At 66.4% G+C, this 22775-nt stretch carries 24 protein-coding genes; 4 read left to right on the plus strand and 20 right to left on the minus strand.

The features are described 5' to 3' along the window. Positions 1 to 141 precede the first annotated feature (141 nt). Genes AC4D2Q_RS06790 through rimP form a run of 3 tightly spaced genes read right to left on the minus strand, consistent with a single transcriptional unit; the run spans position 142 to position 2170 of the window. Complete coding sequence (locus AC4D2Q_RS06790) at positions 142 to 519, minus strand: YlxR family protein (protein WP_490946209.1); 378 nt, start codon at positions 517 to 519, stop codon at positions 142 to 144. Positions 520 to 568: 49 nt separating this feature from the next. Then, on the minus strand, positions 569 to 1540 hold the full coding sequence (gene nusA, locus AC4D2Q_RS06795; RefSeq protein WP_490927323.1) for a transcription termination factor NusA: 972 nt from the start codon (positions 1538 to 1540) through the stop codon (positions 569 to 571). Continuing rightward, the gene (gene rimP, locus AC4D2Q_RS06800) at positions 1541 to 2170 is read right to left on the minus strand and encodes a ribosome maturation factor RimP (RefSeq protein ID WP_490927322.1); all 630 of its coding nucleotides are present in this window, start codon (positions 2168 to 2170) and stop codon (positions 1541 to 1543) included. A gap of 88 nt (positions 2171 to 2258) precedes the next feature. Between rimP and AC4D2Q_RS06805 the strand changes: the two genes are divergently transcribed. After that, on the plus strand, positions 2259 to 3476 hold the full coding sequence (locus tag AC4D2Q_RS06805) for a DUF4439 domain-containing protein (RefSeq protein ID WP_490945778.1): 1218 nt from the start codon (positions 2259 to 2261) through the stop codon (positions 3474 to 3476). A gap of 2 nt (positions 3477 to 3478) precedes the next feature. Beyond that, positions 3479 to 4429, plus strand: a complete 951-nt coding sequence (locus AC4D2Q_RS06810) for an aminoglycoside phosphotransferase family protein (RefSeq protein WP_490945779.1) — start codon at positions 3479 to 3481, stop codon at positions 4427 to 4429. A 12-nt stretch (positions 4430 to 4441) separates the two neighbouring features. Here the strand turns inward: AC4D2Q_RS06810 and AC4D2Q_RS06815 are convergent, their stop codons facing one another. From AC4D2Q_RS06815 to AC4D2Q_RS06850, 8 genes are all read right to left on the minus strand, one after another. Then, complete coding sequence (locus AC4D2Q_RS06815; RefSeq protein WP_490927318.1) at positions 4442 to 5239, minus strand: sulfite exporter TauE/SafE family protein; 798 nt, start codon at positions 5237 to 5239, stop codon at positions 4442 to 4444. Positions 5240 to 5248: 9 nt separating this feature from the next. Beyond that, entirely contained in the window at positions 5249 to 7048 is a 1800-nt protein-coding gene (locus tag AC4D2Q_RS06820) for a proline--tRNA ligase (RefSeq protein WP_490945780.1), read from the minus strand. Between the two features lie 193 nt (positions 7049 to 7241). Next, positions 7242 to 7991 (minus strand): hypothetical protein, encoded by a 750-nt coding sequence (locus tag AC4D2Q_RS06825; protein WP_490945781.1) that lies wholly within the window; start codon positions 7989 to 7991, stop codon positions 7242 to 7244. 46 nt (positions 7992 to 8037) lie between these two features. Next, positions 8038 to 8961 (minus strand): GNAT family N-acetyltransferase, encoded by a 924-nt coding sequence (locus tag AC4D2Q_RS06830; RefSeq protein ID WP_490945782.1) that lies wholly within the window; start codon positions 8959 to 8961, stop codon positions 8038 to 8040. Continuing rightward, the gene (gene ispG, locus AC4D2Q_RS06835; RefSeq protein ID WP_490927446.1) at positions 8915 to 10081 is read right to left on the minus strand and encodes a flavodoxin-dependent (E)-4-hydroxy-3-methylbut-2-enyl-diphosphate synthase; all 1167 of its coding nucleotides are present in this window, start codon (positions 10079 to 10081) and stop codon (positions 8915 to 8917) included. Before ispG ends, AC4D2Q_RS06830 begins: the two co-directional genes overlap by 47 nt. 131 nt (positions 10082 to 10212) lie before the next feature. Next, complete coding sequence (locus tag AC4D2Q_RS06840; protein ID WP_490927314.1) at positions 10213 to 10503, minus strand: YciI family protein; 291 nt, start codon at positions 10501 to 10503, stop codon at positions 10213 to 10215. 25 nt (positions 10504 to 10528) lie between these two features. After that, the gene (locus tag AC4D2Q_RS06845) at positions 10529 to 11026 is read right to left on the minus strand and encodes a hypothetical protein (RefSeq protein WP_490945783.1); all 498 of its coding nucleotides are present in this window, start codon (positions 11024 to 11026) and stop codon (positions 10529 to 10531) included. Further along, positions 11026 to 11694 (minus strand): MarR family transcriptional regulator, encoded by a 669-nt coding sequence (locus tag AC4D2Q_RS06850; RefSeq protein WP_490945784.1) that lies wholly within the window; start codon positions 11692 to 11694, stop codon positions 11026 to 11028. The genes AC4D2Q_RS06845 and AC4D2Q_RS06850 overlap by 1 nt, the downstream gene beginning before the upstream one ends. Before the next feature lie 127 nt (positions 11695 to 11821). Here AC4D2Q_RS06850 and AC4D2Q_RS06855 point away from each other — a divergent pair, with 127 nt between their 5' ends. Continuing rightward, entirely contained in the window at positions 11822 to 12172 is a 351-nt protein-coding gene (locus AC4D2Q_RS06855; protein ID WP_490945785.1) for a PadR family transcriptional regulator, read from the plus strand. Beyond that, a complete protein-coding gene (locus tag AC4D2Q_RS06860) occupies positions 12165 to 12707 on the plus strand; it encodes an HAAS signaling domain-containing protein (protein WP_490945786.1) in 543 nt (180 codons plus the stop codon). The genes AC4D2Q_RS06855 and AC4D2Q_RS06860 overlap by 8 nt, the downstream gene beginning before the upstream one ends. Positions 12708 to 12839: 132 nt before the next feature. Here AC4D2Q_RS06860 and AC4D2Q_RS06865 read toward each other — a convergent pair whose 3' ends face one another. From AC4D2Q_RS06865 to AC4D2Q_RS06905, 9 genes are all read right to left on the minus strand, one after another. Further along, complete coding sequence (locus AC4D2Q_RS06865; RefSeq protein ID WP_490945787.1) at positions 12840 to 14186, minus strand: M50 family metallopeptidase; 1347 nt, start codon at positions 14184 to 14186, stop codon at positions 12840 to 12842. 39 nt (positions 14187 to 14225) lie between these two features. Then, positions 14226 to 15470: a 1-deoxy-D-xylulose-5-phosphate reductoisomerase gene (gene dxr / locus AC4D2Q_RS06870; RefSeq protein WP_490945788.1), complete on the minus strand. Its 1245-nt coding sequence runs from the start codon at positions 15468 to 15470 to the stop codon at positions 14226 to 14228. A 395-nt stretch (positions 15471 to 15865) separates the two neighbouring features. Beyond that, entirely contained in the window at positions 15866 to 16540 is a 675-nt protein-coding gene (locus AC4D2Q_RS06875) for an SDR family oxidoreductase (RefSeq protein ID WP_490945789.1), read from the minus strand. Positions 16541 to 16606: 66 nt separating this feature from the next. Beyond that, on the minus strand, positions 16607 to 17404 hold the full coding sequence (locus AC4D2Q_RS06880) for an HpcH/HpaI aldolase/citrate lyase family protein (protein WP_490946210.1): 798 nt from the start codon (positions 17402 to 17404) through the stop codon (positions 16607 to 16609). A gap of 62 nt (positions 17405 to 17466) precedes the next feature. Further along, positions 17467 to 17961, minus strand: a complete 495-nt coding sequence (locus tag AC4D2Q_RS06885) for a MaoC family dehydratase (RefSeq protein WP_490927444.1) — start codon at positions 17959 to 17961, stop codon at positions 17467 to 17469. A gap of 31 nt (positions 17962 to 17992) precedes the next feature. After that, a complete protein-coding gene (locus AC4D2Q_RS06890) occupies positions 17993 to 18634 on the minus strand; it encodes a 3-oxoacid CoA-transferase subunit B (protein WP_490945790.1) in 642 nt (213 codons plus the stop codon). Position 18635: 1 nt separating this feature from the next. Continuing rightward, on the minus strand, positions 18636 to 19409 hold the full coding sequence (locus AC4D2Q_RS06895) for a CoA transferase subunit A (protein WP_490945791.1): 774 nt from the start codon (positions 19407 to 19409) through the stop codon (positions 18636 to 18638). A gap of 82 nt (positions 19410 to 19491) precedes the next feature. Then, entirely contained in the window at positions 19492 to 20667 is a 1176-nt protein-coding gene (locus AC4D2Q_RS06900) for an acyl-CoA dehydrogenase family protein (RefSeq protein WP_490927303.1), read from the minus strand. Beyond that, positions 20654 to 22774 carry an acetyl/propionyl/methylcrotonyl-CoA carboxylase subunit alpha gene (locus tag AC4D2Q_RS06905; protein WP_490945792.1) on the minus strand — a complete coding sequence of 707 codons (2121 nt, stop codon included), beginning with the start codon at positions 22772 to 22774 and terminating at the stop codon, positions 20654 to 20656. Before AC4D2Q_RS06905 ends, AC4D2Q_RS06900 begins: the two co-directional genes overlap by 14 nt. Position 22775: the final 1 nt, after the last annotated feature.

Below are 22775 nucleotides of genomic sequence, written 5' to 3' on the forward strand. Positions count from 1 at the left end.
TCCTGTCTCGGTCCGCACCGAGCCAGGTACGAACCGTCTATTTCCTGCGGGCTTCCACTGCAGTCGCAGCAAAGCCCATCACAGAGCACAACAAAGCACTCATCGTTGTGTACTCATCGCTGGGTACTCATCGGGTTTCCATCAGATTGCTGACCCGCTTCCAGGTTGGACGGTTTCGAGCCCGCTCCCGGTCGGAGCGTTCTCAAGAGCCTTGAACCAAGCTTCCGCGTCCGCAGTGTCAATCGGACCTCTGAAGGCCCGGTTGAACGCGCGTCGCCGAAGCGCTGCTGCAAAGCATGCTGTCCCGCGGTGCACCCAGGCGCCGCGGCCAGACATGCGGCGGTTTTCGTCAACGCGGACGGCAGTTTTGCCTTCCGTGTTCACGGCCACCAGCCGCATCAGTACAGCCTGGTCATCCGTTTTCCTGCACCCGATGCACGTCCTCTGCGGGACATGCGCTGCAGCGCCTGAGGCTGCAGGGGACAAAAAGAAAGCGGACGGTGACCCGGCCTTGTCCATTCTAACGCGTTTCTCTCCGTGTGCCGCATCCACGCGCCGACCTGCCTGCTTAGGCGGTCTTCGCGTCGGAAACGATGTCGATGCGCCAGCCCGTCAGCTTGGCTGCCAGGCGGGCGTTCTGCCCTTCCTTGCCGATTGCCAGCGAGAGCTGGTAGTCGGGAACCACAACCTGCGCTGAGCGGGTGTCCTCATCCGTGATGGTCACGGAGTTGACGCGCGACGGCGACAGGGAGTTGGCAATGAAGGTTGCCGGGTCCTCGCTGAAGTCCACGATGTCGATCTTTTCATCGTGGAGTTCGGTCATGACCGCACGGACGCGCGAACCCATTTCCCCGATGCAGGCACCCTTGGCGTTGATGCCCGGAACGTTGCCCTTCACGGCGATCTTGGTGCGGTGGCCGGCTTCGCGGGCCAGGGCCACAATCTCCACGCTGCCGTCCGCGATTTCGGGGACCTCCAGCTCAAAGAGCTTGCGCACCAGGCCCGGGTGGGACCGGGACAGCGTAATGGACGGGCCCTTGAAGCCGCGGCGCACATCAACAACGAAGGCGCGCAGCCGGGAGCCGTGCGTGTACTTCTCACCCGGAACCTGCTCGGTGGGAGGCAGGAGCGCTTCCACGGCACCCAGGTTCACCTGGATCATGTGCGGGTTGTTGCCCTGCTGGATCTGTCCGGAGACGATTTCACCCTCGCGGCCCTTGAACTCCCCCACGATGGCGTCGTCTTCGACGTCGCGCAGCCGCTGCAGGATGATCTGCCGGGCAGTGCTGGCAGCGATCCGGCCAAAACCGGTGGGGGTGTCGTCAAACTCGCCCACGGGTTCGCCGTCGTCGTCCACTTCCGTGGCCCAGATCGTGACGTGGCCATTCTTGCGGTCCAGTTCGGCGCGGGCTTTGTCCTGCGCACCGGACGTCTTGTGGTAAGCCACCAAAAGCGCCTGCTCAATGGTCGGAATCAACAGATCCAGAGGGATCTCCCGTTCGCGTTCCAGCAGCCTCAGCGCACTCATATCAATATCCATTTAGGCCTCCTCAGCTGTGGTTTCTTCATCGCTGTCGGCAGGGCCGTCCAGCGGTACGTCGTCAATATGCGCGAATTCGACTTCGACGCGTCCTTTGCGGATGTTGCTGAACGGCACAGTGGTCTGCGCGCCCTGCTTGGCCTTCATGCCCTTTTTCACCGGCAGTTCCGGTATCAGGGTGATGCCGTTCTCTTCCACGGAGACCAAACGGCCCATGATGTCATCGCCGGCCACCAGGTTTACCCGGACCATGCGTCCCACGTTGCGCCGCCAGTGGCGCGGTTCCGTCAGGGGACGCGATACACCGGGAGAGGAAACCTCCAGGTTGTACGCGCGCCCGTCGTCATTGGGATCGGCGTCCATGGCTTCCGATACGGCGTGCGCAACGTCGGAGATCCGGTCCAGGCTGACGCCTCCGGCCTGTCCCTCGGGAAGGTCCACAATGACGTGCACGGTGCGGGTGGCACCGGCCATTTTGATCTCGATGTCCTCGAGGAAAAGCTGCTGCTGTTCAACCGTGGGAGCAAGGAAGTTCTTGAGGCGCTGGGTTTCAGCGGTTATTTCTGCGTGCATGGCCTTCTTGCGGTAATCCGATGACGTGTCTTTTTTGGGGCTGGGCCGAACCGCCATAGGTGCCTCCCACTAGATGATGTTGTACCTACTAGCGTACCGACATTCCTGAGTCCCTACGGCATCGCCGCTGATGGGGGCTCGTTTCATGGCATCATCAGATGTAGTGAAGAAGCCCCCGAACCGTGCAGAGTCCGCGGCCGGCCGCGCCGGACGGGCGACGACGGTCCTGGGCGGGGTGAGGCGTACCACTTTGCTGGCTGTCCTGGCCGCCGTGGTCCTCAGTTTCAACCTCGCCGCCGGAACCAGCCCCTCCAAGGACCGCCCCGCCGGCTTTTCGGAGATTGCACTGGCCGACGCACGCGCTTCCGCAGCAGAGCTCTCCCGGCTGGCCCGGGAGCTATCCGGGGGCCCTGCGGAGTCAGCCGCACCTCAGGACGCACAGACTCAGGACGCTCAGACTCTGGCCGCCGAGGCCACCACCCAGGCGGGAATCCTCGCTGAACAGTCAGCGCTCCTTGCCTCGCCCGCAAGCCTGCGGGACGGAACCCCCGCCTTCACGCTCCCGTCCCCGGAAGCGCACGCCGGAGCTGCCGATGAGTACGTTTCGGCACTTGCCGAGTCCGCCCGGGCCAGCTTGGATGCGGCACTGCGGGCCGACGGCGGCACCGCGCGCCTGCTTGCTTCCACCGGTGCGGCCCAGCAGGTTTTGGCCGTCCGGGCCGCCGGTGCCGCTGGACTGCCCGCACCGGAAACTTGGACACCGGCACCCGCTCCGGGGCCGGCCCCGGACAAGGATTCGGGTCCCGCTTCGGACGGCAGCTGCCGCGGGGAGCCGGATGGTTCGGTTCCGGCCGAAGCGCAGAGCGGTCCTGATGCGGCCGGAGCCCTCCAGGGTGCCGTCGACGCTGAATACGGCGCCGCTTACGCCTACGAGGTGGCGATGGCACGCACTCCGGATGCGGCCGGACGCGCCTCACTTCGCGAAGCGCGGAACGGTCATGTGGCAGCAGGCGCCCTCGCTGTCCAGCTGCTGCCGCAGCTCTGCCTGCCGGCGCTGACTCCGGTGCCTGCTTACTCCCTGCCGCCGTCGTTCGCCCTGGACCCGGCCGCTGCCCTGGCGGCGCTGGAAGGATCCCTTCCCGCCGTTTACGCGGATCTGGCCGCCTTGAGCAGCGGAAGCGTCCGCGCCCTGGCTGCCGAGCGCCTGGCGCAGGTCAGCGCGGACCTGTACGCGGACACAGCAGCCGCCGATGTCCTTGCTGAGTCCGGTTCGGGCGTTTCCGCTGTCCCCGTACCAGCTGCTCCGGGGCTCGATGCCGAGCCCGCCGGACTCCCGCACCCGCCGGCGCCTCCTGTCCGATGACCATGCCCTTTCCCATCCGCATCCCCGGTGCGCTTGCGCAGCGCTATGGCCGTACCCGGGCAGGACGGAACTGGCTGGCGGAACTGCCTGCCGTCATTTCCGAGGCGCTGGAGCGATGGGAGGCAGCGCCGGATCTTCCTCGCGGGGCCGAGCCGTGGCACGGCCACGGAGCACTGGTCCTCCCGGTGCACTCGCCCCGGGGTCCTGCGGTCCTGAAAGTTGCCTTTCCGCACGCGGAAGCGCTGACGGAGGCCCCCGCGCTGGCGTTGTGGGCAGGCAACGGTGCCGTGCACCTGCACGCCAGCGATTCCTCCAGCGGCACCCTGCTGCTGGAACGGCTCGACCACCGGCGGGACCTGCGCAGCACGGATATGGAAACTGCAGTGGAGGCGTGGGGAGCCGTGATGCGCAAACTCTCCCTCCCCGTCACGGAATCGCCGCTGTGGGCCGCGATCCCGCCGCTGGCCGAACGGGTGGAACAGCTCTCCGATGAGCTGCCCGCGGACTGGGAAGACCTGGGCCGGCCCTTTGAACGGACCCTGCTGGAGGCTGCCCTGGAGGTCTGCCAGACCCGCGGCGCCGTTGGCCGCCGCAGCAGCAACGACGTTTTGGTCCACACGGACCTGCATTTTGAAAACATCCTGTACCGGAACCACGGTTCATCCGCCGGGCAGGGATTCGTGGCCATCGATCCCCAGGCCATGATCGGGGAGGCGGAATTTGCTGCCGCTCCGATGCTGTGGAACCGGATGGAGGAGCTGGATCAGAACCGGCCGCAGGCGGATCTGCGCGGCCGGCTGGGGCTGCTGTGCAGCGCGGCGGGGCTGGATTATGACATTGCCCGGCAGTGGAGCGTGCTGCGGGAAGTGGAGAACGCCCTGGACTACATCCGGAACGGCCAGCGGGCCGACGCCGACCGTTCAGTGTGGGTGGCTGCCGCCGTCGCCGGGTAATGCGGCGGGCGGTTATGCCCTGATGTTTTCCACCCACACGTCGTAACCGAGCTTGCAGATCAGCGCGCCCACCACCACCAGGAACACGACGCGGATGAACTTGCTGCCCTGCTTCACAGCCATCCGGGCACCAAGGTAGCCGCCGACCATGTTGGCAACACCGAGGATGAGTCCCACGCCCCAGAGCAGGGCGCCGTTGGGCAGGAAGAACGCGAGGGCACCGAGGTTGGTCGCCATGTTCACGATCTTCGCCTTGGCGCTCGCGGCCAGGAAGTTGTAGCCCAGGAAGGTGACCATGGCAATGATCAAAAAGGATCCGGTCCCGGGCCCGATCAGACCGTCATAGAACCCGATGGCCAGGCCGATGCCGACTGCCGTGCCGTAGTGCCGGCGTCCGGTGTGCCGCAGTTTGGTCAGCTCCCCCACCGTGGGACGCAGCGCCGTGAAGATTGCCACGGCGATCAGCGCCACCACGATGATGGGCTTGAAGAGCGACGACGGCAGGGAGACGGCCAGGGCCGCTCCCCCGAAGCTGCCCAGCAGCGCGACGGCGGCCATGGGCAGGGCCGTCTTCAGGTCCGGGTGGGCGCGGCGGTAGTACGTGACGGCGCTGGTGGTGGTGCCGAAGATGGAACCCATCTTGTTGGTGGCCAGCGCCTGGACGGGAGTGATCCCCGGAATCAGCAGCAGGGCGGGAAGCTGCAGCAGCCCCCCGCCTCCCACGACGGCGTCGATCCAGCCTGCGGCAAGGCCCGCCACCACCACAAGGAGGATGGTGGCGAGCTGAATCTCCTCGAGACCGGAGACCACGCTGCGCCGTTACTGTGCAGCTGCGCGGCGGACGTACTCCACCGCTTCAGCCACGGGCACGTTTTCGGCGATGCCGGTGGCGCGGTCCTTGACCTCTACGACGCCGTCGGCCAGGCCGCGGCCAACCACCAGGATGGTGGGAACGCCGATGAGCTCGGCGTCACCGAACTTCACGCCCGGGGAGACCTTGGGACGGTCATCGTAAATGACTTCCAGTCCCGCGGCTTCGAGTTCTCCGGACAGCTTGGCGGCCGCCTCGAAGATCTCGTCACCGCGTCCGGTGGCAACAACATGGACATCGGCCGGGGCGACGGCGCGCGGCCAGATAATGCCCTTGTCATCGTGGTTGGACTCGGCCAGTGCGGCGACGGCGCGGGTAACGCCCACACCGTAGGAGCCCATGGTGACCGTGACCAGCTTGCCGTTCTTGTCCAGCACCTTCACGCCCAGCGCCTCGGCGTACTTGCGTCCAAGCTGGAAGATGTGGCCCATCTCGATTCCGCGGGCGGCTTCCAGCGGGCCGGTTCCGTCCGGAGCTTCGTCGCCTTCACGAACCTCAACGGCTTCTATGACGCCGTCCCACGTGAAGTCGCGGCCGGCTACCAGCCCGATCACGTGCTTGCCGGAGATATTGGCGCCGGTGATCCAGCTGGTGCCGGAGACCACGCGGGGATCCACCAGGTACAGCAGGCCGGTGGCTGACTCGGTGCCCAGGACGGGTTCGGTGAGGGACAGACCCGGGCCGATGTAGCCCTTGACCAGGCCGGGGTGCTTCTTGATGTCCTCGTCGGTGGCGGGTTCAACTTCGAGCTCGCCGCCGATTTCCACATGCGCGGCGATGTTCGCTTCGATGCGCTTGATGTCCACGGCGCGGTCTCCGGGAACGCCGACGACGACGATTCGGCGTTCGCCGGTGGGCAGCGTCACGGCCAGGACCACGTTCTTCAGGGTGTCGGCAGCAGTCCATTCGCCGGACTCGCGGCCGAACCGTGCGTTGGCCTCGGCCACCAGGGTTTCGATGGTGGGAGTGTTCGGGGTGTCCACCACCTGCGCGGCCGGAGCAGCGGAGTAGTCGATCTCGGCCGGGGCCACGGTGGTGACGGCTTCAACGTTGGCTGCATAGCCGCCGGCGGAACGCACGTAGGTGTCTTCGCCCACCGGAGTCGGGTGCAGGAACTCTTCGCTCTTGGACCCGCCCATTGCACCGGAGACTGCGGAGACAACCACAATTTCCAGGCCGAGGCGCTCGAAGATGCGCAGGTAGGCGCCGCGGTGCGCCTGGTAACTGGCCTCCAGGCCCTCGTCATCGATGTCGAAGGAGTAGGAATCCTTCATGATGAATTCGCGGCCGCGGAGCAGGCCGGCGCGGGGGCGGGCTTCGTCACGGTACTTGTTCTGGATCTGGAACAGTGAGACCGGCAGGTCCTTGTAGGAGCTGTAGAGGTCCTTGACCAGCAGTGCGAACATTTCCTCGTGGGTGGGAGCCAGCAGGTAGTCCCCGCCCTTGCGGTCCTGCAGCCGGAAGAGATTGTCTCCGTATTCGGTCCAGCGGTTGGTGGCTTCGTACGGTTCGCGCGGGAGCAGGGCCGGGAAGTGCACTTCCTGGGCTCCGATGGCGGCCATTTCCTCGCGGATGATGGTCTCCACCTTGTTCAGGACGCGCAGGCCCAGCGGCAGCCACGAGTAGATGCCGGGGGCGGCGCGGCGGATGTAGCCGGCACGCACCAGCAGGCGGTGGCTGGCGACGTCCGCGTCGGAGGGGTCGTCGCGCAAAGTGCGCAGGAAAAGAGTGGAAAGTCGAAGGACCACGCTGGGAATCCGTTTCTGCAGCCGGTGGCTGCATTCATGCTGGGACAAATGAGGGAAATACTGCTCCCCTCTAATCTAGCGCGTGCTGCCCCCGCTCCCGGACAAGCGGCAGGACGACGGCGGGGCCTGGACACCACGGCAGGCCCGGCCCCGGTCCGTCCTTCTCCGGCGTCGGACCCGGACCCGAAGCAGACTAGTTCTTTTCGAGCTCGGCCAGCGCCGCGTTGATGGTCTTCTCGGCTGCCGCCACCGCAGCGTCCTCATCTTCGGGGTTCAACAGGGTCACACTGGCGGTGACGGTGCCCGAGAAGCCGCTGACCTGGAGTACCGCCCCCTCGGGCTTTCCATCCCGGCTGAGCTCAGTCCGGAAAGCCTGTGTGGACGGTGCCTGCGTGGAAGCGTCAATGGTTTCCACCGAGCCGTCGATTACCGTCCCGTTCAGCTCCATCGTGAAGTTCCCGCAGTCCTTGATGAGCTGCTTGCTGCTCCCGGTCTGCTGATCCGGCACTGACGCATTGTCGTAGCTGATCAGCATCAGCAGGTCGGAGCCGTCCACTCCCACGGCGGCGAGATTTCCGTCAGAGATCTTCTCGTCAAAGAAGGATGAAACAAGGCTGTTGCAGTGCTCCGGCGTGATGGTAACGCCCGTGAGGGGATTCTCGGCCAGCAGGGGGCGCACGGCGTCGTCGTTCTGCACTTCGCCGGTCAGTCCCTGGCTGGCTTTGACTGCGGTGAGTGCCGCCTCAAGTTCATCCGCCGTGTACTGCTCCCGGCCTGCCGCCGGAGCCGGCGTGGATGAGGGCGCGGAGGAGGCCGGTGCGGACGCAGGCGAATCCGGCGAGGCGGGCGAAGCCGATGAGACGCTCTCTCCGGAGCTGCCGCAGGCAGAAAGGGCCAGGATCCCGGCCAGGCAGAGGGCGCCGGTCTTCATGGTGTTCTTCATGGTGCTTCTTTTCCCCCGGTTGGTGGCAGTCTGTTAGGGCATTCCGTCAGAAGAGGATGGTGGCGAAAGTGCCCACCTGTTCAAAGCCCACGGCTTCGTAGGTGGCACGGGCGGGTGCGTTGTAGGAATTGACGTAGAGGCTTACCAACGGCGCGACCTGACGGGCCGCTTCCACCACTGCGGACATGTAGGAGGCGCTAAGGCCGCGGCCGCGGTATGCGGGGTTCATCCAGACACCCTGGATCTGAACCGCGCCGCTGGAAACCGTTCCCAGTTCCGCCTTGAACACCACCTGCCCGGAAGAATCGAAATCCACCAGGGACTGCCGCCGGGCAATGAGGGATTTCACCCGCTGCCGGTAGTGGTGGCCTCCGCCCGTAAGGGGCGAATATCCCACTTCCTCCTCAAACATGGCAGCGCAGGCCGGAAGCAGGACATCAAGTTCGGCGGGCTGGGCATAGCGCAGTCCGGGCGCCGGCTGTACCTGTGAAAGCCCGGTCATCTGCAGCAGCGGCTGGTCGCTGCGCACGTCGAAGGGCCGGGGGCTGGAATGCTGCAGCTCGGACCAGATGGACAGCACCGCTTCGGCCGGACCGAAGATGGAGGAATAGCGGTGCCCTGACCGGGCCAGGAACTGCCCGATCTCGGGGCCGTTTTCGGCGGTCACGCCCACCGGGACCACATTGACACCGGCCCAGCAGGCGGCGCTCAGGGCGCCGTCGTCGTCGAAAACGCCGACAACCCGCCCGCCGGCCGGCGTGGGCGCAGCGGTGCGGGTTGTTTCGAGGTGGGAGAGCAGGAAGATGTTGGCTACCGGGTCCTGCTCCGCGAGGGACCACAGGGCTTCGGTGTCCTCCTTGCCCAGAAGGCGGAGCGCGCCGGAGCTGCCCCCGCGGACGTCCGGTCCGCCGGAGTCGGCAGTCTTAGCCGACAACAACCATGGGGCCACCCGTGCCAGCATTTTCGCCATCGGACTCCCCCATGCTCTCTGCGATCTTCATAGCCTCTTCAATGAGGGTCTCAACAATCTGATCCTCAGGGACAGTCTTGATGACTTCCCCCTTCACAAAAATCTGTCCCTTGCCGTTGCCGGAGGCGACGCCGAGGTCAGCTTCGCGGGCTTCGCCCGGTCCGTTGACGACGCAGCCCATGACGGCGACGCGGAGCGGAACTTCCATGCCTTCCAGACCGGAGGTTACCTGCTCTGCGAGAGTGTACACGTCCACCTGGGCGCGGCCGCAGGACGGGCAGGACACGATCTCCAGCTTGCGCGGGCGCAGGTTGAGCGACTGCAGGATCTGGTTGCCGACCTTGACTTCCTCCACCGGCGGAGCGGAGAGGGAGACGCGGATGGTGTCGCCGATGCCCTTGGACAGCAGCGCGCCAAAGGCGGTGGCGGACTTGATGGTGCCCTGGAAGGCGGGGCCGGCCTCGGTCACGCCCAGGTGCAGGGGCCAGTCGCCGCGTTCAGCCAGCAGCTCATAGGCGCGCACCATGACCACGGGGTCATTGTGCTTGACGGAGATCTTGAAGTCGTGGAAGTCGTGTTCCTCAAAGAGGGACGCTTCCCAGACGGCAGATTCCACCAGGGCCTCGGGGGTTGCCTTGCCGTACTTTGCGAGCAGGCGGGGATCCAGCGAGCCGGCGTTGACGCCGATCCGGATGGAGGTGCCGTGGTCCTTGGCAGCCTGGGCGATTTCCTTGATCTGGTCATCGAACTTGCGGATGTTGCCCGGGTTCACCCGGACGGCCGCACAGCCGGCCTCAATCGCTGCAAAGACGTACTTCGGCTGGAAGTGGATGTCCGCGATCACGGGGATCTGCGACTTCTTCGCGATGATCGGCAGGGCCGCGGCGTCATCGGCGCTGGGGCATGCCACGCGGACAATGTCACAGCCGGACGCCGTCAGCTCCGCAATCTGCTGCAGGGTGGCGTTGATGTCCGTGGTGGGCGTGGTGGTCATGGACTGGACGCTGATGGGGAAGTCTGAACCAACCCCCACCGAGCCCACTTTGATCTGGCGGGTTTTGCGCCGCGGTGCAAGGGTGGGCGGCGGTGCTGCTGGCATTCCAAGGTTGACCGAGGTCAAAACGTCCTCCATGTGCCTTATCGGCAGTAATTTCGACTGAAGCTAATGCGCCGCTAAAGATGCGCTAGTCCATTATCCACCCGCACCGGTGCGGGATGTACGAATATCGTTCTGGGCTTAGAGCTTGGGGCTTAGACCAGGTGTGCGAAGGCGCCCACGGCCGGGGACCATGCGGTGGTTTTCATGCCGGAGATGGCTCCAGCGGAAGCAAAGGGGTCCTGCTTGAGCAGGGACATGAGGTCCGACTCATCTTCTGCGGTGAAGATCAGCAGGGCACCCGCACCGTCCAGGAACGGACCGGAGGCCAGCATCCGGCCTTCCTCTGCCAGCCCGGCAAGCCACTGACGGTGGCGGGGGCGGTGCTCGTCGCGGATCGAGGCGGAGTCGGAGTCGTACACGTATTCAACTGCGAAAATGCTCATTGCTCCACCCTACGGGATGTCACCGTCACAGCAGGAAGGCGCGGGCTGCAGCCGCCACGCCAGCCGCCCACAGCATGGAGGCCAGGGTGCCGATAATGAACCGTTCAGCTGCTGCGGGAGTTTCCTTCAGCTCCGCGTACCGGCCCAGGCCCTTGACCGCCACCACGTAGGCGATGGCCACCGGTTCGGATGCCAGGACGGCGGCCGCGACGGCCAGCCGTTCCAGGACTCCGATCACCAGTCCGCCCCGGAGTACCGAGCCCGCGGCAGGAGTCCGGCTGACAGTCCGAGGCGGTGCTGACGACGGCGGAACTGCTGACGCCCCGCCGGACAGAACCGGCCCCTGCATCCGGCCGGCGGCCCTCAGATCGCCGTCCAGATCCTGATCAGCGGCGGGGTCGGCTTCGGTAAACGGCGGACCGGACGCTTCCACCGCGCGGGCCAGCCGGAGCACTCCGGCCGTGACGGGCCAGCCCAGGAGTGCCGCCGCCAGCAGGGTCAGGACTATCCAGATGAATTCCATCACTTGTGCTCCGTCTCATCGGCTGCGGAGTCCAACGCTGCGGACTTTGACACTGCAGAACTTGACCCGTCCATACGGGCCAGGTCATCGGCGCGGGCCAGGAGGACGGCGGCTGCCGGGCGGGCAGCCCATTCTTCCTGCCAGCCCGAGCGCGCTACGGCCTTGCTCACGGCCTGGGAGCTGATGCCGAGCATACGGGCGGCAGCGGTCTGAGCTCCCCATTTGCCGGGCTCGACGTGTTGCAGGATCCGCCATTCAGCGTCGGTACGCTCGGCCACCAGCCTGCCCAGGAGAACCAGCACCGCTTCCGCCTCCGGAGCGCCGGGGGAACCTTCCACCGCGACCGGCGGCCGGTCCCCCGTCTTCTTGGCCCGGTCAACGGCCCGCCGGGCGGCGACGAAGGCGGGACCGCCGGCTTCCCGGGGACTGCGTGGCAAGGGATCATGCACCGGACCGACGCCGATCCCCACATACCAGTTCCCGTACCGCAGGACCTGGAGCGCGGCATCCACGGCAGTTTCGGCGCTGTCACAGATTCCCTGGATTTCGTCGCCGACCGACCGCTCGAACCCAAGCACCATGGGTCGGTCCGCCAAGGCAGCCAAAAGCCCCGGAACGCGGTCTCCGCTCCCCTGGCTGTTGCGCTGGTCGATCGTGAGGACGAACATCCTGCAACCGTAAACGTATGCAAATCGAATTGCAACCTAAAACGGGTTCATTTGCGATTGCAACCGTCAGCTGGGGCGATGCCGAAAAACCCTTGTGCAGCGGCACTATTAATGTTTCATTACTACTATGTCCAGAATTCAGGCACAGCAGGATGCTCAGCTCGTCCGGGCTGCCCTGCCCCTGCTGATCCTCACCCTGATCAGCCAGGACGAGTCCTATGGCTACCAGCTCGTGGAACGGCTCGCGGATTACGGCCTGCAGGTCACCACGGGACTGGTTTATCCGCTGCTGAGCCGTCTTGAGCGGGACGGCCTGGTCAGCTCACGGATGGTTGCATCCACCTCCGGACCTCCCCGGAAGTACTTTTCCCTCACGGCAAGCGGAGAAGCTGCCAAGGCATCCGCCGAGGCACAGTGGCATCTCGTGTCGGCCGTTGTCGGGGAAACCATTGCAAAGGAGCACTCCCGAAATGACTGACACCAGCTCGCGGCCCGCAGCAACTTCGAGGCGTTCACTTCCCGGGCGCTGGCGAACGGAAGTGTATCTGACCCGCCTGGAATGGCATCTGGAGGGAGTCATGCCGGGAAAGGAACGCCGGGGAATCGTTCGGGAACTGCGGCAGGCTCTGGCCACCGATCCCCGCGGCACGGCAGCGGCCCTGCGCGATCTGGGATCGCCCCGCTCCCTCGCGCAGCAGTATGCCGAGGACGGTGTCTGCCGCCCCTTTTGGTCTGTTGGCGCCATAACTGCCGGCGCGGCCCTGCTGGTCTACTGGACGGTTTTTCTGGCATTTGCCTTCGGAATGCTCGCTGCCGTCGAGTCGACCGGACAAGCCGAGGCACACGGCCGCTTCCTCTTCGTCGATGTGCTGGCGTTCTCCGGAGCGGACGGGATAGGCATCGGGTGGACCAGTGAATGGGCGTGGCTCGTTGTACCGGCCGCCATCGCCCTGGTGGCCTTCCTGCTGGGCGCGCGTGTCTGGCGCCTCGGCTCCATGCGGCTCCAGCGTTAGGAGCCCCGCTGCCGGAAAATCGACCGGTTTGGAAACCCGGCTCAAAATGCCGCGGCTCCATCGTTAGGAGCCCCGCTGGAGTGCACACCCCCGCGCGGAACGGCGCCCTCACCGGAGCACGGTAACAGCCCCCTAGTTGAAGAGGCTGACCGGCTTCACGATGTCCGCATAAATCAGCAGCACGCTCATTCCCATCAGCAGGGCGAACACCACATAGGTCACCGGCAGCATTTTGGCGAGGTCAAAGTGACCGGGGTCCGGCCGCTTGAAGAGCTTGGCGGTGCGGCGGCGCAGCCCTTCCCACAGGGCTCCGGCCACATGGCCGCCGTCCAGGGGCAGCAGCGGAATCAGGTTGAACACAAAGAGAGCGAGGTTGACGCTGGCTACCAGGCCAACCAGAGATGCCACCTTGCTGGCAACCGGCACCTCCTCGAGGGCGGAAATTTCTCCGGCTATGCGGCCCACGCCCACCACGCTGATGGGGCCATTGGGATCCCGCTCTTCCGAAGAGAAGGCAGCCTTGCCCACATCCACGACGCGCTGCGGCAGATGGATAATGACGCCGGCAATGCTTTTCAGGTTGTCCCCCACCGCCGGCAGGACGGCAGCACCGGACTGCCGGACCAGCTCCGTGGAAGCTGCCACTCCGATGAAGCCCACTTCCTGCGTCACGGGGTTGCCGGCGTCGTCCGTGACGGGCGCACCGTCGTCGCCGGCCACTGGCCGCTCCGTCAGCAGCGGCGTAATGACGGTTTCCTGTTCCACGCCGTCGCGCTCGTAAGTGATCGGTACCTGGCGGCCGGCTGCTTCCTTGATCTGCGCCGAGAGGTCATCCCAGCCGGACACAGGGTTTCCGTCAAATGCGGTGATGGTGTCGCCGGGCAGCAGCCCCGCCTGATATGCGGGAGCGGCCGGGTCGGCATCCGTGCACTCGGTCTGGCCCTGTGCTGCCTGATCGGAGGTGATGACGCACAGGTTGACCTCGGCGAGCGTGGTGGTGCTCTGGGCGGTGCCGAAACCCATGAGCAGGACGGCAAAAAGAACGGTGCCGATCACCAGGTTCATGAAGGGACCGCCGAGCATCACGATGATGCGCTTCCAAATCGGCAGGTTGTAGAACATCCGGTTCTCGTCGCCCGGCTGCAGCTGCTCGGCCGCGGCGGCGCGGGCATCCGTGGCCAGCTGCTGGAACATTCCGGTGCTGGAGGCACGGACTGTGCCCTCGGCGTCGTCGGCCTTGTTGGGCGGGTACATGCCGACCATGGACACATAACCGCCCAGCGGCAGCGCCTTGAATCCGTATTCGGTTTCCCCGCGGCGCCGGGAGAAGACAGTGGGACCGAAGCCGATCATGTACTGCGTCACCCGGACCTTGAAGGCCTTGGCCGGCACCAGGTGGCCCACTTCGTGCAGGGCAATCGACACGGCGACTCCCACCGCCACGAACAGCACGCCCAGGATGAAGAGCAGAACGGTCAACGGATTTCCTTCGGGTCAGGGGAACAACGGGTCATGGCCTTAGCGTCCGCAGCGTTTCCGTGCGGCCTCGCGGGCCCACTTCTCCGCCGCCAGCACCGACTCCAGCGTCAGCGGCGCAGAGTCGGTGTGTTCAGCCAGTACGGCGGCGATCGTATCAACGATGTCTGTGAAACCGATGAGACCGTCGTGGAAGGCATCCACGGCCTCCTCATTGGCGGCGTTGTACACGGCCATGCCGGTGCCGCCGGCTGCGGCGGTGCGCTTGGCCAGCGCGACGGCGGGGAAGGCTTCCTCATCCAGCGGCTCGAACGTCCACTCGGTGGCCTTGGACCAGTCACAGGGCTTGGCTGCACCGGGCACGCGGTGCGGCCACCCCATACCGAGCGCGATCGGCAGGCGCATGTCCGGCGGCGAGGCCTGCGCAATGGTGGAGCCGTCCACGAACTGAACCATGGAATGCACTACGGACTGCGGATGAACGACGACGTCAATCTTCTCCAGCGGGACGTCGAAGAGCAGGTGCGCCTCGATCACTTCGAGGGCCTTGTTGACCATGGACGCCGAATTGGTGGTGACCATCCGGCCCATCTTCCAGGTGGGGTGCGCCAGCGCCTGGTCGGGGGTGACGTTTTCCAGGTCGGCGCGCTTCATGCCGCGGAACGGTCCGCCGGAGGCCGTGACGATCAGCCGGTCCACTTCCTCTGCGGTGCCGGAGCGCAGCGCCTGGGCGAGAGCGGAGTGCTCCGAGTCCACCGGAACCAGCTGTCCGGGGGCGGCGGCCTTCTTGACCAGCTCTCCCCCAACGATCAGGGATTCCTTGTTGGCCAGGGCCAGCAGGTGTCCGGCGGCCAGCGCCGCCAGGGTGGGTTCCAGTCCGATGGAGCCGGTAATGCCGTTGAGGACCACTTCGGCTTCGGGCCAGGCGGCAATGGCGGTGGCGGCCGAGGGACCGGTGAACAGCTCCGGATCGTAATCCGCAACGCCGGCATTACGGGCGGCATCCTGCACTGCTTTGTGCAGGGTTGCGTTGTCCACGAGAGCGCAGCCGACTGCGGCCGCCCGGGTATGGACGGCCTGCCGGGACAGCAGCTCCAGGTTCGACCCGCCGGCGGCGAGGGCAACGATGGTGAAAAGTTCGGGTGCGGCATCGGCCACATCAATGGCCTGGGTACCGATGGAACCGGTGGAGCCCAGGAGCACGATGCGGCGGGGGACCCCCTCGGTGCTGCCGAAGGGCCGGTCAGTTGCTGCGGACGGGGTGCCGGGAGTTCCTGAAAGCTGCATGTTTCCAGTATCGCGCACGGGCGCCGCCGGGGATTGCCCGCTGCGCGGTTCCCGTCCAATCCTTCGTGCAGCTACCGGGCTCAAACAGGGGCTCCGCCAATCCTTCGTGCAGCTACCGGGCTCAAACAGGGGCCCCGCCAATCCTTCGTGCAGATCAAGGGCCCAAACAGGAGATTTCGCCCCGTTTAGCCCCTTGATCTGCACGGAGGATTTTGGCAAAGCCCGTTATCTGCACGATGGATGCCGACAGCGTCATTACGTGCGCAGGTGTGGCGGCTACCCCGCATGCCGTTGCCGGATTGGATCACCGGCGCGGACTGCTGAGTCCGGTTTCCCGCCAGATTTGCACACACAGCAGCGGCGGCCGGGCCGGAACCCGAAGAAGGCGCCGACAGCTAAAGGGTAATAGGCAGTGCCGCCACGGCATCGGGGATGCTCGACGAGCCGGAGACAACTTCCAGGATCTGCCGGCTGCCGCGGCCGCTGTTGATCAGCTCCGCGAGGACGGCGGCGACGTCGTGGCGGGAAATGCTGCCCTCTGACACGGACTCAGCCAGATCCACCAGCCCCTCGGCCTGATCATTGGTCAGCCGTCCGGGCCGCAGGATGGTCCAGTCCAGGTCACGGGTGACCAGGTCCTCCTCCGCGGCGAGCTTTGCCGTGAGGTAGGCATACATGACATCGTCCAGCCCGTCGGGCCGGGCACCTCCGCGGACGGCGTCCAGTCCCACGGACGAAATCTGCACGAACCGCGCCACACCGGCCTGTTCGGCGCCCTCCGCCAGCAGGACGGCGGCGCCCCGGTCCACAGTGTCCTTGCGCTCCGCGCCGCTGCCCGGTCCGGCACCGGCTGCAAACACCGCTGCATCCGCGCCGGTCAGGACCTGGATGACGTCATCGGCGGTGCTGTTCTCCAGGTCGATGACCACCGGCGCCACGCCGTCGGCCTCCAGATCCGCCGCCTGGTCAGGGTTGCGGATCAGTCCTGCTACGTCGTGACCGTGGGCGGCAAGCAGCCGACCCAGTTCGCGGGCGATCTGTCCATGGGCTCCTGCTATGACTATGCGCATCCTTCGAAGGTAGCGCAGCGCAGTCCCGGTGTCCCGGGCGAAGGGCAAAACCTGCCGCAGCCCCGGTCAGCGGCCGGCGCGCTGCAAGGTCCGGCGGGCCTGCTTCAACAGCGGACCGTCGATCATTTCACCGCGGAAGCTGAACACCCCGCCGTGCTTGGCTGCCTCCGCGGTAACATCCTCCGCGTACGCCAGTTCCTCTTCCGACGGCGCATAGGCGGCGCGCACGGCTGCCACCTGTCCCGGATGGATGCAGGCCTTGGCAGCGAACCCGGAGGCTGCGGCGTCGCGTGCCTCCGCCTCCAGGCCCTGGACATCCGGGATGTTGCCGTAGATCGAGTCCACGGCACCCTTGCCGAAGGCGCCGGCGGCCAGCAGCACCGTGGCGCGCGCATGCTGGGCCACACCCCTGTAACTGCCGTCCGGTCCCCTGCTGGAGTCCCCGCCGAGGGATGCCAGCAGATCCTCGGCACCCCACATCAGGGCCGCAACGCACGAGAGCCGGGCAATCTCCGCGGCACGGACCACGCCCAGCGCCGTTTCCAGGAGCGCGAGGACGGTGAAGCCGGCGAGCGCCTCCTCCATGGCCGCGGGCTCTTCGGCCTTGGCCACCATCAGCGTGCGGTACGGGGTCTGGCGCACCGCCGCAAGGTCCTTCTCGAAGTCCGCGGTGCCCACCGGGTTGACGCGCACCATGGTGGTGGCCGGGTCCAGGGTGGAAGCAATGAGGTTTCGGCGCGCCGCCTCCTTATCGGCGGGCGCGACGGCGTCTTCCAAATCCAGGATCACCGCGTCGGCCCGGTCTGCCGCCTTGGCGAACCGTTCCGGCCGGTCTCCCGGACAGAAGAGCAGTGCAGGTCCCATGGGGAATGTGGTCACGCGGGGTCTCCTTCAGAGTGGAACATTTTCAGTGTGGAACGTTGCCTTCAACCTATCTCAGCGGCCGTTCCGGCAGCCTGGGTCCATACCAGTGCGGTCCGGGTGCACCGCCCCACAATGTCTCCGGTCTGGTTCCGTCCCGTGTGCGTCAGCGTGACGATTCCCTGCCCCGGGCGGGAACCGGAGAGCCGCTTGTCCACCACTTCGGTTTCCGTATAGAGGGTGTCCCCGTGGAAGAGCGGATGCGGAAAGCTGATGTCCCCCAGCCCCAGCTGCGCCACCAGCGTGCCCTGGGTCAGCTGTCCCACAGACTGGCCCACCATTGTGGCCAGGGTCAGCATGGAGTTCACCAGCCGCTGCCCGAACGGCTGGTCCGCGCTGTAGGCCGCATCCAGGTGCAGGCCCTGGGTGTTCATGGTCAGGGTGGTGAACAGGACGTTGTCCGCCTCCGTCAGGGTGCGTCCGGGCCGGTGCCGGTAAATGACTCCCGGCTCGAATTCCTCGAACCACAGGCCGCGCTGCTCCACCACCCGGGGAGCCATGGCCAGCTCTTCGGTGCCGGCGTCCGGAGCCTCATACGTCAAGGTCCACCTCCAGGGGTGCGCCGGTGGCGGCGAGGACTTCATCCACGCTGACACCCGGAGCCGTTTCGCGCAGGATCAGCCCCTCCAGACCCACCTCGATCACGGCGAGGTCGGTGACAATCAGGTTGACGCAGGCACGGCCGGTGAGCGGCAGGGAGCATTCGGTGACGATCTTCGGCTGCCCCGTGCGGTCCGTGTGGCCCATCATGACGATCAGCCGTTTGGCGCCGAACACCAGGTCCATGGCACCGCCCATTCCCTTGACCATCTTGCCCGGAACCATCCAGTTTGCCAGGTCGCCGTTGGCTGCCACTTCCATGGCTCCCAGCACCGCCACGTCCACGTGCCCGCCGCGGACCATCCCGAAGGAGGCCGCGGAGTCAAAGAAGGAGGCGCCGGAGTTCACCGTCACGGTTTCCTTGCCGGCATTGATCAGGTCCGCGTCCAGGTCTGCTTCCAGCGGATAGGGCCCGACGCCGAGTACCCCGTTTTCGGAGTGCAGCACCACTTCCACGCCGTCGGGAATGTAGTTGGGAATGAGCGTGGGCATGCCGATCCCCAGATTGACGTACTGGCCGTTCTCCAGTTCCCGGGCCACCCGGGCGGCGAGTTCATGACGTGTCAGGGCCATGTCAGGCCTCCTTCGGTGTATCGGACGGCTGCCGGACCGTGCGTTTTTCGATCCGTTTCTCGCCGGTTCCCACTTCCACCACACGCTGGACGTAGATTCCGGGGACGTGGATCTGCGCCGGGTCCAACTCGCCCGGTTCCACCAGTTCCTCCACTTCGGCAATGGTGGTCTGTCCGGCCATGGCGCAGAGCGGATTGAAGTTCATGGCCGTGGCGCGGAAAACCAAGTTGCCGTGCCGGTCCCCCTTCCAGGCGTGCACCAGCGCAAAGTCCGGGGTCAGCGCTTCCTCCAGCACAAACGGCGCGTCGTTGAAGGTGCGCACCTCCTTGGGCTCGGAGGCCTGCAGGACCCCGCCGTCGCCGTCGTACTTTTGCGGCAGCCCGCCCTCGCTGACCTGGGTGCCCACTCCGGCGCTGGTGTAAAAGGCCGGAATGCCCGCCCCTCCGGCCCGCAGCTTTTCAGCCAGCGTGCCCTGCGGCGTCAGGATCACTTCCAGCTCGCCGGCGAGGAACTGCCGCGCGAACTCCTTGTTCTCGCCCACATAGGAGCTGACGGTGCGCCGGATGCGGTGATCGGCCAGCAGCCGGCCGAGCCCCCAGTCATCCACGCCGCAGTTGTTGCTGACCGTCTCCAGGTCCGCGGCGCCCTGATCATGCAGGGCATCGATCAGCGCGACGGGAATTCCGCAGAGCCCAAAGCCGCCCACTGCCAGCGAAGCGCCGTCGGCGATGTCCGCCACCGCTTCGGCGGCTGTGCCTACCACCTTGTCAATCATGACTGTGTCCGTTCGTTAATCGTCCTTGACCAACCTGCCGCCGGCCTGAGCCGCCGCTTCTCACCGGAGTGTTCCGCTTATCCTAGAGCCCCAGCTCGCGGGCGATGAGCATCAGCTGGACCTCCGTGGTCCCCTCGCCCACCTCCAGGATTTTGGAGTCGCGGTAATGCCGGGCCACGCGGTACTCGTTGATGAAGCCGTAGCCGCCGAAGATCTGGGTGGCGTCGCGGGCGTTGTCCATGGCTGCTTCCCCGGCCACCAGCTTGGCCATGGCGGCCTGGGTCTTGAACGGCTTGCCGGCCAACATCCGCGCCGCGGCATCATAATAGGCCAGGCGGGCGGTGTGGGCACGGGTCTGCATGCGGGCGATTCGGAAGGAAATGGCCTGGTTGGTGCCGATTGGGGCACCGAATTGTTCCCGTTCCTTGGCGTAGCGCAGAGCTTCCTCCACGCAGCCCTGCGCCGCTCCGGTGGCCAGTGCGGCAATGGCGATGCGTCCTTCATCCAGAATCTGCAGGAAGTTGGCATAGCCGCGGCCTTCGGCGCCCAGCAGGTTGGCCTCCGGAACGCGGACGTTGTCCAGGGTCAGCGGATGCGTGTCCGAGGCGTTCCAGCCCACCTTGTTGTACGCCTTTTCCGCGGTGAACCCCGGGGTTTCGGCGGGCACCAAGATGGTGGAGATCTGCTTTTTGACCTTGGTTCCGCCCTGCCCGTCAGGCACCTCGGAGGTGCCGGTGACCGCGGTGACGGTGACCAGGCGGGTGATGTCGGTGCCGGAGTTGGTGATGAACTGCTTGGTTCCGTTGATCACCCACTGCCCGTTCTCGCGGTATGCCTTAGTGCGGGTGCCGCCGGCGTCGGATCCGGCCTCGGACTCGGTCAGTCCGAAGCCCGCGAGCGCCTCGCCGGAGGCCAGCATCGGCAGCCACTGCTGCTTCTGCTCCTCGGTGCCGAACTTGTAGATGGGCATGGCACCCAGGGACACGCCGGCCTCGAGCGTGATGGCCACCGACTGGTCCACCCGGGCCAGCTGCTCCAGCGCCAGCGCCAGGGCAAAGTAGTCTCCGCCCATGCCGCCGAACTCTTCCGGGAACGGCAGCCCGAACAGGCCCATCTCGCCCATCTGCGCCACCACCTTGTACGGGAAGCTGTGCTCCTCGTCATGCTGGGCGGACACCGGTGCCACCACGTTGTCCGCGAAATCGCGCACCATGTCCACCAGGTCCTGGTGGTCCTCGCTCAGTTCAAAGTCCGGCATGTCCTGCTCCTTCAAGCGGTTCGGTTGTTCCGGCGGCGGGCTCCGCTGCCGGACGTGGTTGGGGTGCTGCGGGTGCTTCGGTTTCGGGATCCGGCGTCACCACGGCCAGCACCTGGTCCGCCTTCACCAGGTCACCGGGGCGCAGGTTCAGGGAGACAATGCCGTCCGCCGGAGCAACCAGCTGGTGCTCCATCTTCATGGCCTCCACGCTCAGCAGCGGCGCTCCGGCGGTGACCCGGTCGCCGTCGGCCACTGCCACGGCCACCACGGTGCCGGGCATCGGCGAGCGCAGCACCGGATCGGTGGCTCCCTCCGCCCGACCGGCAGCGGCACGCTCGGCGGCGAGCAGCTCGGTCCGGGTCCGCAGACGCAGGGGCGCGGCGTAACCTGCACCTGCAGTCCACAGAGTGGGTGCGGCAGTTCCCTCCCCCGGCACTGAAGCCAAAGTGAGCGGATGCACGACGCCGTCCAGCGTCACCAGGGCGCGGTTCCCCTCGCGCAGCAGCGAGGCCTGCCACTCGGACCCGCCATTGACGGTGACTGCGGCGCCGGAGACGGTGCCGCGGAGGACGACGACGTCGTCCGGCAGCTGGGAATCGGCTGCGGCGAACACGAAGGTCAGCGGCGCCCGTGCCCCCAGCCGCCAGCCGTCGGCCCGGCCCCAGGGGGACGGTCCGGCTGCCAGGTCAGCCGCTGTTGCCAGGGCAGCGGCCGCCAGTTCCGGCTCACCGGGACGGCGGAAGGCCAGGTCCGGCAGCTTGCGTTCAATCAGCGTGGTGTCCAGGCGTCCGGCGCGCACCTCGGGATCGTTGATCAGCAGGCGCAGATACTCGATGTTGGTGCCGATGCCCAGGATGACGGTGTCCGCCAGCGCCGCATCCAGCCGGCTCAGCGCGGTGTCCCGGTCAGGACCCCAGGCGATGATTTTCGCCAGCATCGGATCGTAGCTGGAGGAAACCGGCAGGCCCGGCAGCAGGGAGGAGTCCACCCGGATGCCTTCCCCCGCCGGCTCCTGCAGGAAATGCACGGTTCCGGTGGTGGGCAGGAAGCCGGAGGCAGGGTTTTCCGCATAGACGCGCGCCTCAACGGCGTGTCCGTTCAGGCGGACATCGCCCTGGTCCAGCTGCAGCTTTTCGCCGGCGGCAATGCGTACCTGTTCCTCCACCAGGTCCAGGCCGGTGACCATTTCGGTGACCGGATGCTCCACCTGCAGACGGGTGTTCATCTCCATGAAGAAGAATTCGCCCGGTGCGGCGTCGGAGACCAGGAACTCCACGGTGCCGGCGCCGGTGTAGTCCACGGAACGGGCCGCATCGCACGCGGCCTGGCCGATCCGTTCCCGGGTCACCTCGTCCAGCAGCACGGACGGGGCTTCCTCGATGACTTTCTGGTGCCGGCGCTGCAGGGAGCACTCCCGCTCCCCCAGATGAATGACGTTGCCGTGGGTGTCCGCCAGGACCTGGACCTCGATGTGCCGGGGCACCGCGATGAGCCGCTCCAGGAAAAGGGTGTCATCGCCGAAGGCGGACGCCGCGACCCGGCGTGCGGTGGGCAGGATCTCCGGCAGCTGGCCCGCGCGTTCCACCACGTGCATGCCCTTGCCGCCGCCGCCGGCCGACGGCTTGATCAGCAGCGGATACCCCACCTCCGCCGCGGCAGCAATGAGCTGCTCATCGCTGAGCCCGGGTTCGGCGATGCCGGGAACCACGGGCACGCCGTGCGAGGAGACGTGGTTCTTGGACCGGATCTTGTCCCCCATCAGGTCCAGTGCGCGTACTCCGGGGCCGATGAACACAATCCCGGCAGCTTCCAGCGCCCGGGCGAAATCGGCGTTTTCGCTGAGGAAGCCGTAGCCGGGGTGGACGGCCTGGGCGCCGACGCTCGCGCAGGCGGCCAGGACGGCGTCCACGTTGAGGTAGCTTTCCCGGGGTGCGGCCGGACCCAGCCGCACCGCAACGTCGGCCTCACGCACGTGCCGGGCGCCCGCGTCGTCGTCGCTGTACACGGCGGCGGAACGGATGCCCAGCCGCCGCAGCGTGGCGATGATGCGGCAGGCAATCTCGCCGCGGTTGGCCACCAGGACGGTGTCAAAGAGCTTCTCGGTCATT

Source organism: Arthrobacter sp. TJ-178 (assembly GCF_058269275.1).